The sequence below is a fragment of the Myxococcota bacterium genome (assembly GCA_039030075.1).
Lineage (GTDB): Bacteria > Myxococcota_A > UBA9160 > UBA9160 > SMWR01 > JAHEJV01.
Window position 1 is genome coordinate 1 of sequence record JBCCEW010000051.1, and the last position, 9,301, is coordinate 9,301.

Sequence of the window (9,301 nt, forward strand, 5' to 3'; positions counted from 1 at the left end):
CGGCGCGCGCTGTCCTACCCTGGGAAGGATGGAGCGTTCACGCAGGCCGGACTGGCGCTTTTTCGATCGGTGGTCGCGCACCTACGATGCGCCGCTCCTCCAACGGTGGACGTACCGCCCCGAACAGGACGCCGTGCTCCGCGCGCTTCCCCGACGCGCGGAACGTGTCCTGGATGTCGGGTGTGGCACGGGCCAGCTCGCCGGTCGCATCGAACGACGACGGCCGGGGGTTCGCGTGGTCGGGTGTGACTTTTCGCGGGGCATGTTGCAGCGCGCCGCCGAACGTCGCGTCGCGTCGGGCTGGGTACGCGCCGACGCAATGCAGCTCCCGTTCCGCGACGCCAGCTTCGACGCCGTCGTCAGTACCCAAGCGCTGCACTGGGTGCCCGACCAATCCAGAGCGCTGGCCGAGTTTCGGCGCGTGCTGGTCCCGGGCGGGCGCTTGCTCGTCTCGCTGATCAATCCGCCCCTCGAGATCACCAGTCGCATCACGCGGGTCGGATCGCTCTGGCTGGGCGAGCCGCTCTATTGGCCGACTCGGCGCCAGATGCGTCGCCAGGTCGAAGACGCCGGTTTTCGGTGCGAGTCTCAGGACCGGATCTTTCGGTTGCCGACGCCCTGGACCCTGCCATCCGTGTTGACGCAGGCGACCCGGCCTCATTAGGGAACGCCCGCGAGTCAATCGAGCCGGGTCGGGCCGGGGGTGCGCGCGAACTCGTGGTCCACGAACGCGGGCGGGGGCGCAGCCGCTACGCGTTCACGCGGTCGTAGGCGTCGCGGACGTCGAAGGCTTCGTCGAGCCCTTCGAGCAGGTCGTAGAGGGTGGCCAGGTAGACGCCGAGCGCCAGGAAGTTGCCGTGGAGCGAGAGGCCGCGGTCGCGGCAGCGCACGAAGACCTGGTGGAAGGTCGTCTGGAAGACGCCCGTGTCGAAGCGCACGGCGCGCTGGTCGCCTTCGCCGAAGTGCTTGCGCAGCAGGTCGCCGGCTTCGCCCAGGCCGAGGATCTCGACGCCTTTCCGGTAGGCACCGTCGTCGTCGCGGTAGAAACCGCGGTAGAGCTGGCGGACGCCGTCGATGAACGTCGGGTCCCAGCGGATCCAGGCCGGGCGCGGTGCCCAGAGCAGCGGTCCTTCCGCCGGCCTGGACCAGCAGGCATACCGGAGGTCGAGGAGCGTCACGTCGCCTTCGGCGAGCTGGGCGAAGTACACCTCGAGCGCGCGCTGGCCCATGGCGAGGCATTGCTCGGGCGGGGGAGGCGCGGCGTCGTGGGAGGCCACGATGCGCACGTCGATCTCGGCTGCCTCCAGGCGGGCCTGCACGGCGTCACGGAGGGGATTGAGCGGGCGCGTGGCGTTGCTGGCGAGCTCGCGGCCCTGGCCCAGGAGCGTCCGCAGCGGCATGACATCGAAGAGCGAGGGCGAAACGAAGTCGAGGAGCTGACTCCACTCGGTGTTGCGCGCGATGCGCGCCAGGAGTCCGTGTGAGCTGCTGCCGAATCCCAAGGCTTTCAGAGCTCCTTCGCGAATGCGGCGGTGCGGGCCGCGTGACCTGACACGACCATAGGAGCGCCCGCTGCGGATGCCGGGCCGATGCGACCTGGCTCGTGGCGACGCGAGGTCCGTGCGTCGCGCGGGTCGTCACTCCCGACCCGCCGCGCGTGCGCCTCCTGGTCGTAGTGCTGGGCGTAGGTCCGACACGGATCTGGCGCTTGCCGCGCGGAGGCCGGTGGTTGGGAAGGGGCAGGGCGACGGCAGGCGAGCCCCGTGCTCGCTTTTCCGTGGCTCGAGAGACGTGCCTGCGGTCCTATTTGAAAATGAATTTCAGATTCGATACACCTTCACTCGACGAAGACCTGAGCGAGCTCCCGCGCGTTCTCTCACGCGCCCGCCAGCCCGGTTCCCTTCCGTCGCCTACCTGTCGCGGCTCTCGCCGTGGCGCTTGCGTCGGAGTGGTTCCGGTCGCCGTTCCTCGGCACCGAGCGCTCCGTTTCGAGGAGTGTGCTCGTGAAGTACAACGGCCCGCGCGTGAAGCGGTCGCGCCGCATCGGAGTGGCCCTCACTCCCAAGGCCCAGAAGACCATCGACCGGAAAGGGATGGAGCGCGGCGTCGGAGGACGGCCGAAGCGGATCTCCGAGTACGGCCTGCAGCTGCTCGAGAAGCAGCGCCTGCTCTTCCAGTACAACATCTCCGAGAAGCAGATGCGCCGCTACTTCAAGGCGGCCCAGCGCCAGAAGGGCCGAACCGGTGAGAACCTGGTCGTGCGGCTCGAGCGGCGCCTGGACGCCTTCGTCCTGCGCGCTGGCTTCGCGCCTACCATCTATGCGGCGCGCCAGCTCGTCGGACACGGTCACTTCGAGGTGAACGGCGTGCGCGCGCGCGCCTCGTCGCAGTTGCTTCGCCCGGGCGATCTGGTCGTCGTTCGCGAGAAGAGCCGCGGCAAGCCGATCTTCGACATGGACTGGAACATCTACGCGCCGCCCGAGTACATCGATCGCGACGTCGAGAACCTGTCGGCGAAGCTGAATCGGCTGCCCGAGCGCTCCGAAGTGCCCATCGTCTGCGAAGAGCAGTATGTCGTCGAATTCTACTCTCGTTAGAGCCGCGCGTTCCGCGCTGCGCGAGCAGCCGGTGGCGCAGGTCTTGATCCCGGCCGTGGAGTTCCAGTTTCCGGCTCGGGTGGCGACGACGGCCCGTGGCGACTTTGTCGTGGGGAGCGAGGTGCCTGCCGAGGCCCTCGAAGGACATCGCGTCCAGCTTCACTTCGCCCAGGCGCGGGGAGGCCGAATGGCCGTCCAGGGCAGCCTCGTCGCCAGCCGCGCGCTCGACGACAACGACTACTTCACCCCCCTGCACGGCGCGAGCGACTCGCTCGCGCTCCTGGAGCCCGATGTCGTCATCTGGGATCAGCGGGGAGGCGACCAGTTCGCGCTCTACGGCGAGGAGTGGACCTACGCCGGTGCCTGGTCCGCGGAAAACCACGAAGCGGTGACCGCGCACCTCAATGATCGACACCTGGACCTATTGGTGGCGATCGCTTCCGGGGCGCCGGTGCGCCGCGTCGTGTCCATCGACCCGGACGGCATGCTGCTCGAGAACCTCGACGGCCTTTCGCACCTGCTCTTCCCGAGCGCTGTGGTGTCGCCCGAAGCCGCACTGGACGCGATCGCCGTCTTGATCCACGGCGCGCTGTCCGAGCCGGGACGAACGCGCCTGTACCGCGCCTGAGTCGGGTTCAGTCGCGCCCGAGGATCGCGATCCCGCAGGTCGTCGGCGGGCCACCGATGTTGTGGGAGAGGGCCAAGGAAGCGCCCTCCACCTGGCGCTCGCCGGCGCGGCCCTGCAGCTGCAGGGTGTTCTCGTAGATCATCCGCACGCCCGTCGCGCCGGTGGGGTGGCCGAAGGTCTTGAGCCCACCGTCGGTGTTCACCGGCAGCTCGCCGTCGAGCTGGAAGGTGCCGCTGGCGACGTGCTCCTTCGCCTCGCCCTTCTTGCAGAGGCCCAGATCCTCGTAGGTGAGCATCTCGGTCAGGGTGAAGCAGTCGTGGAGTTGCACGACATCGAGCTGGCGGAACGGTTCGGTGATGCCCGCCTGGGCGTAGGCGTCCTTCGCTGCGTAGAGGGTGGGCTTCCAGGCGAGGAAGTCGAAGTCCGGGTCTCGCTGGGGGTGCTCGGCGACGGCGATCGAGACCGCCTTCACCAGCACCGCGTCGTCGCGGAAGTTCTTCGCGAGGTTCGCCCGGGTGAGCACGCAGGCCGAGGCCCCGTCGGACTGGGCGGCGCAGTCGAAGAGGCCGAAGGGCCAGGAGATGATCCGCGCGTTCAGCGCATCGTCGACGGTGATCTCCTTCTTCAGCATCGACTTCGGCGCGAGCGTACCGTTGTGGTGGTTCTTGACGGCGATCTTGGCCAGGTCTTCGCGACCGGCGCCGAAGGTGTCGAAGTAGCGGGCGGCGCACAGCGAGAACCAACCGGCCGGCGTCGCGGGCAGGCCGCGCACCCGGTCGAAGTTCACCGAGGGGCCCGAGACGCCGCGGTCCTTCGGCTTGTCGAAGCCCACCACCAGCACCGTGTCGTACATGCCGCAGGCCACGGCGAAGACGCCGAAGCGGAAGGCGTCCGTACCCGTCTGGCAGTAGTCCGACACGAGACTCACCGGCTTCCCGAAGAGCTTCAGCGCCTCCGCGATCTCGGCGCTGCCCTCGCGCGGGTAGACGGCGCCGGCGAAGACGGCCTCGATCTGCTGCTGGGGGTTCTCGATGCCGGCGTCGGCGTAGGCTTCGTAGGCCGCGTCGACGATCATGTCTTCGCGCGACTGGTCCCAGTTCTCACCGAATTGGCAGGCGCCGACTCCGACGACGGCGACCTTGTTGGCGATCGATTCGGGCATGTCGGGCTCCTCAGGCGTCCTCGACGGGACTGGCCTTCCAGAAGTAGTTTGCTTTGCCGCCGGCGGCGTGGATCTTGCGGAACACGTACTCGACGGGCAGTTCGAGCGCGACGGCGTCGGGGCGCGTGTTCGCCATCTGTACCTGCAGCCGGCAGCCCTCGACCTCGGTCATCACCATGATCGTGGGCGGCTCGGCGGCGGGGAAGAAGTAGTCGAAGGTGAAGGCGAGCAGCTTCCCGCGCTTGTCCGAGAGGCGGTAGGGCTCCCAGCTGTCCTTCGAGAAGCACTTGTAACAGACGCGCTGCTTCGGGAAGTGGAGCTGTCCGCAGTTGGTGCAGCGGGCGGCCACCAGGCTGATGTCGGCGTCGCGCTCGCGGAAGCGGATCGTCGCCGACAGGCCGAGGTCGGCGCCGCTGTCCCATTCCTTGGGGTCGAGCTGGCGCGATTTCAGGTAGGTGTCGTAGCTCTTGAGGGCGCGACGACGCGCGAGATGCCACGACACGCCGCGCCGCGATGCGAGCTTCGCGAGGCCGTCGGTCGCGGTGAAGGTGAGGGCGTGGGCGCCGTCGCCGTAGCTGGCGACCAGGAAGCGGTCGCCGGGCTGGGCCGCTTCGAGGGCGTGGGCCAGCAGCAAGAGCGCGAAGGAGGCGCCCGTGTTGCCGAGCTTGCCGAAGAGCGGGTCCTGTACCTGCTCGGGCTTGAAGCCGAGGGCGCGCACGGCACCGCCGAGGCTGCGTGCGTCCGCGCCGTAGAGCGCGACCTTCGTGAAGTCGCTGGGCGCGCCGCCGTCCTTCGCGAGCACCCCCTTCACCGCGTCGGTGAGGTTGGGCTGGTAGCCCTCCTGCAATACGAAGCGGTCCTCCCAGCTGTGGGTGAAGCGTTCGCCGTCGATGCGCCAGAGGTCCTGGAGTTCGTCGGCCACGGCGGCGGCGTGATCGAAGCGGGCGATCGGGTCGCGGGTCACCAGGAACGCGACCGCGCCGTCGCCGAGTTTGGCTTCGAGGGCGCCGCGCGGGGCGCCCATGCGGCAGTCGCTCGCCACGACCAGGGCGGCTTCCTGAGCGCCGGCGGCAACGGCGTGCAGCGCGCTCTCGAGGGCGGCGGTGCCGCAGCGCAGCGAGCCCGAGTGGTCCTGGGTGTTGACGTCGCGGCGCAGGTCGAGGGCCTTGGCGATCAGCGCCGCGCCCTGCTTCTCGCGCATTTCGTAGCTCGTCGACGCGAAATAGACGGCGTCGACCTGGTCGCGCGCGATACCGCTGAGACAGTCGACGGCCGCGGTCACCGCCATCGTGATCGCGTCCTCGTCGTAGTCGGCGACGGCCTTCTCCGGCCCGCCTTCCTTCGCCGGCCGGCCCCCGATCAGGGCCAGCGGCAGACGGTTCATCGGGACGTAGGCGCCGTAGGCGGCGATGCCGGTCATGGGGGGTCTCCTCGGACGGACCGGGTAGGTATAGCGCGCGCCGTCCGCGGCACGGTCCGGGGGCGCGTCGGATCGTCAGGGCGGCCGGACCGCGCGCGCGGCCGCGTCACGGGAACTAGTGCCGCAGCACCTCGAGCAACTCGTAGCGATCGCCGCGCAGCGCGCCGAACACCTCGGCCACCTGGGGATGCCGCACCGGCCGCCCGGTTTCGTCGGGAAGCAGGTTCTGCTCCGAGACGTAGGCCACGTAGGTGGTCTCGGCGTTCTCGGCGAGCAGGTGGTAGTAGGGCTGGTCCTTCCGCGGCCGCATCTCGGCGGGGATCGACTGCCACCACTCCTCGGTGTTGCTGAAGGTGGGGTCCACATCGAAGATCACCCCGCGGAAGGGGTGGATGCGGTGGCGCACCACCTGGCCGATCTCGAACTTGGCGTCGCGGTGAATCATGGCGTTCTTCTCAGGGTAGCGCGTCGAACCTTTGCCCTATGCTGGAAGCGGCATGTCCGAGCCGCTTCGTGTGCAGTTCGTCCATGGGCTCGAGTCGAGCCCACAGGGCATCAAGGCCCAACTCCTGGCGCGTCACTTCGAGGCCCGCACCCCGGCGATGGACACCCGCGATTTCGAGGGCAGCATCGCCGTCCAGCATGCGGAGGTGGCCGAGTTCGCCCCGCACGTGGTGGTGGGGTCGTCGTATGGCGGCGCCATCGTGGTCGCCATGCTCCAGCGCGGGCTGTGGTCCGGCCCCACTTTGTTGCTGGCCCAGGCAGCCCTGCGGCGCGGGCTGCCCACCGAGTTGCCCGAAGACGTGACCGTGTGGCTCGCCCACGGCGTGCGCGACGAGATCATCGACTGTGAGGACAGCCGCGTATTGGCGCGGGCCGGTACGCCGGGACGGGTGCGGCTGATCGAGGTCGACGACGTGCACTCGCTGCACACCACGGTCGAGGACGGGCGTCTCGTCGAATGGGTGCGCGAGCTCGGACGCGAGGCCGGCGCCGGCTGAGCTGCGGCGCTAGTCGCGCAAGAACGCGGCCGACTGCTCCCAGCGCTCGGAGAAGACGATTTCTCCCAAGGGCTTGCGGCTGCGCGGGGCCTCTTCGCGCTCGCGCAGGCCGTCGGGCAGGGCGCTCGCTTCACCCGCGAACCCGATCGCGAGGGCGGTGAGCGGTTCGACGTCGTCGGGTAGGGCGTAGAGGTCGTGGATCCTCTGGGGGTCGATGCCGATCATCTGGTGCACCGCGAGACCGCGCGAGGTCGCCTCGAAGGTGAGCGTGGCGGCCGCCAGGCCGAGGTCGTGCTGATAGGCCTTGTTGGGTTTGCCGTTGCGCGAGAACGATCGGATCGTGAGCCCCACCGCCAACACCGGCGCGTGCTGGGCCCAGACCTGGTTCGCTTCGACCAGTCCCGAGAGCAGCTTTGCGAAGGCTTCGGGCTCTTCGCGGCGCGCGACCAGGAAGCGCCAGGGCTGTTCGTTGTAGGAGGACGCCGACCAGCGTGCTGCCTCGAAGAGCGAGCGGAGCGTCTCGGCGTCGACGCTCTCGTCCTTCCAGGCGTAGGGGCTGAAACGCTCGGACACGAGGGCGTGGACAGGGTGGTCGGTGTGGGCGGTCTTCGTGGTCATGGGGTCTCCGACGCGACGCGGCGCGTCTCTGAAGGGTGGCTGGGCCCACCGCGAACGCAAGCCGCGGGAGCCGCCGGGGCTCGCATATACTCGCGCCCGTCGACGCCAACGAGGAGCACACCGTGAAGTTCGTGACGGGTTTCGCCTGGGTGGGCATGGATCAGTACGTCCCGCTCGCCCGCACCGCCGAGGAGGCCGGCTGGGACGGCATCGTGCTCTCGGATCATCTCGTCCACCTCGAGACGATCGAGACGCCCTATCCCTATAACGAGACTGGCGAGCGCCCCTGGCAGGCCGCCGACCCGTACCCCGATGTCTGGGTCTCGACGGCGGCGATGGCGGCGGTGACCGAGCGGATCCACTTCTTCCAGGGCGTCTACGTGGTGCCCCTGCGCGACGTGTTCTCGCTCGCGAAGTCGATCGGCACCGCGGCGGCCCTCTCGAACGGCCGGGTCTCGCTCGGGTTGGGCCTCGGCTGGATGAAGGAGGAGTTCGCACTCGCCGGTCAGCCCTTCGCCCGTCGCGCAAAGCGCGCTGAAGAGATGATCGACGTCATGCGCAAGCTCTGGACCGGCGAGATGGTCGAGCATCACGGCGAGTTCTACGACTTTCCGCCGCTCTTGATGAGCCCGCCCGCCGGGCACCCCGTGCCGATCTACGTCGGCGGGAAATCCGAAGCCGCCCTGCGGCGTGTGGCGCGCATCGGCGACGGATGGATCCCCGATTTTCTGACGATCTCCGAGTTTCGCGAGGGCATCGACAAGATTCGCAAGTACCAGGAAGAGGCGGGCCGGGCCGGGGCGCCGCTCGACGTGATCGGTGCCTGCAGCGATGCCTTCGATCTCGACGGCTACCGCCGCCTCGCGGACGTGGGTGTGACCCACCTGTGGTCGATGCCTTGGATGCTCTACGGCGGCGACACGACCAGCCTGGGCGCGCGGCAGGACGCTCTGAAGCGCTTCGGCGACGAGATCATCGCGCGCTGGTAGTGGCGCGGGCGCGTCGGCGTCCCGCGAGTCCCAGCCCAGCGAGGCCCAGCACGGCCATCGTGAAGGTGGCCGGCTCGGGGACGGCCGCGACGCGCTGGCCATCGACGACGAGCATGCGCGGCCCTCCGTTCACGAGGCGCACCTCGGTGCTGTAGGTCGCGGTGTGTCCGTCGAGGGTGAGTGAGGCGTTGAGGGTGCCCGTGCCGGTGTAGCCCGGCGTGAGGGTGAGGCTGAGTCCGAAGGGCATCGACGGGTTGATCAGCGTCTCGCCCGGCAGCAGCAGCGGATCGAAGGCCGTGTTGTCGAGGATCGGACTGTCCAGCCGGTTGCCGCCGACGTCGCCGACGTCGAGGTCCAGCGGGGCCGGAAAGCCGAGGAAGCTGATCGCGACATTCGGGTCGCTGAAGTTCGCGGTGAACTGGGCGGCCGCGAAGTCAGCGGCGGTGAGGGTGCCGCCGGTGGGCGCGATCCAGCCCCAGCCCGTGAGGATCAGGAAGGGCACGCCGGTGGTGTCGATCTCCACGATCTCGGGAACGATGGCGTCGTAGGGCACGGCCTCGGCGGCGGGGGCCGCGAACAGGGTGCAGGCGGCGAAGGCGGCGGCGTAGCGGCGCATGGGGCAGTCCTCCAGGGTTCTCGGGATCTGTATCGGTATTTGACCTGACAACTTGATAGGTGTGAGTGGATCTCCTTCGGGTGACAGCATTCGCGCGCGGCGCGCAGGGCGTCGCCCCTGGCGAGCCGACGCTCGCAACGGTCCGCGGGAAGCGGGCGTGCTAGCGGGCGGAAGCCGCCCAGGCCGCTTCGACGGCGCGCGTATCGGTGAGCGTCGCGATGGCGCCCAGGGTATGGGCGAAGACCTGGTCGACGTACTCGGCGGGAAAGC

General features: G+C 69.1%; 11 protein-coding genes. 5 read left to right on the top strand and 6 right to left on the bottom strand.

What is annotated here, in order from left to right; genetic code table 11:
* Nucleotides 1–28: 28 nt before the first annotated feature.
* The gene (locus AAF430_26510) at nt 29–664 is read left to right on the top strand and encodes a methyltransferase domain-containing protein (GenBank protein ID MEM7413809.1); all 636 of its coding nucleotides are present in this window, start codon (nt 29–31) and stop codon (nt 662–664) included.
* Nucleotides 665–749: 85 nt separating this feature from the next.
* On the opposite strand, the gene AAF430_26515 is transcribed toward AAF430_26510, so the two are convergent.
* Nucleotides 750–1,502 (bottom strand): hypothetical protein, encoded by a 753-nt coding sequence (locus AAF430_26515; protein MEM7413810.1) that lies wholly within the window; start codon nt 1,500–1,502, stop codon nt 750–752.
* A 501-nt stretch (nt 1,503–2,003) separates the two neighbouring features.
* Between AAF430_26515 and rpsD the strand changes: the two genes are divergently transcribed.
* On the top strand, nt 2,004–2,597 hold the full coding sequence (rpsD, locus tag AAF430_26520) for a 30S ribosomal protein S4 (protein MEM7413811.1): 594 nt from the start codon (nt 2,004–2,006) through the stop codon (nt 2,595–2,597).
* Nucleotides 2,572–3,225, top strand: a complete 654-nt coding sequence (locus AAF430_26525) for a hypothetical protein (GenBank protein ID MEM7413812.1) — start codon at nt 2,572–2,574, stop codon at nt 3,223–3,225. Before rpsD ends, AAF430_26525 begins: the two co-directional genes overlap by 26 nt.
* 7 nt (nt 3,226–3,232) lie before the next feature.
* Here AAF430_26525 and AAF430_26530 read toward each other — a convergent pair whose 3' ends face one another.
* From AAF430_26530 to hspQ, 3 genes are all read right to left on the bottom strand, one after another.
* A complete protein-coding gene (locus AAF430_26530) occupies nt 3,233–4,387 on the bottom strand; it encodes an acetyl-CoA acetyltransferase (GenBank protein MEM7413813.1) in 1,155 nt (384 codons plus the stop codon).
* Between the two features lie 10 nt (nt 4,388–4,397).
* Nucleotides 4,398–5,807, bottom strand: a complete 1,410-nt coding sequence (locus tag AAF430_26535; GenBank protein MEM7413814.1) for a zinc ribbon domain-containing protein — start codon at nt 5,805–5,807, stop codon at nt 4,398–4,400.
* A 115-nt stretch (nt 5,808–5,922) separates the two neighbouring features.
* Nucleotides 5,923–6,252 carry a heat shock protein HspQ gene (hspQ, locus tag AAF430_26540; GenBank protein ID MEM7413815.1) on the bottom strand — a complete coding sequence of 110 codons (330 nt, stop codon included), beginning with the start codon at nt 6,250–6,252 and terminating at the stop codon, nt 5,923–5,925.
* 52 nt (nt 6,253–6,304) lie between these two features.
* Here hspQ and AAF430_26545 point away from each other — a divergent pair, with 52 nt between their 5' ends.
* Nucleotides 6,305–6,808 carry a hypothetical protein gene (locus AAF430_26545; GenBank protein ID MEM7413816.1) on the top strand — a complete coding sequence of 168 codons (504 nt, stop codon included), beginning with the start codon at nt 6,305–6,307 and terminating at the stop codon, nt 6,806–6,808.
* Nucleotides 6,809–6,817: 9 nt separating this feature from the next.
* Here AAF430_26545 and AAF430_26550 read toward each other — a convergent pair whose 3' ends face one another.
* Nucleotides 6,818–7,426, bottom strand: a complete 609-nt coding sequence (locus AAF430_26550) for a nitroreductase family protein (protein MEM7413817.1) — start codon at nt 7,424–7,426, stop codon at nt 6,818–6,820.
* Nucleotides 7,427–7,548: 122 nt separating this feature from the next.
* Here AAF430_26550 and AAF430_26555 point away from each other — a divergent pair, with 122 nt between their 5' ends.
* Nucleotides 7,549–8,415, top strand: coding sequence for an LLM class F420-dependent oxidoreductase (locus AAF430_26555; GenBank protein ID MEM7413818.1), 867 nt, complete (start codon nt 7,549–7,551; stop codon nt 8,413–8,415).
* Here the strand turns inward: AAF430_26555 and AAF430_26560 are convergent.
* Complete coding sequence (locus tag AAF430_26560) at nt 8,399–9,031, bottom strand: PEP-CTERM sorting domain-containing protein (protein MEM7413819.1); 633 nt, start codon at nt 9,029–9,031, stop codon at nt 8,399–8,401. The genes AAF430_26555 and AAF430_26560 overlap by 17 nt on opposite strands.
* Nucleotides 9,032–9,301 lie beyond the last annotated feature (270 nt).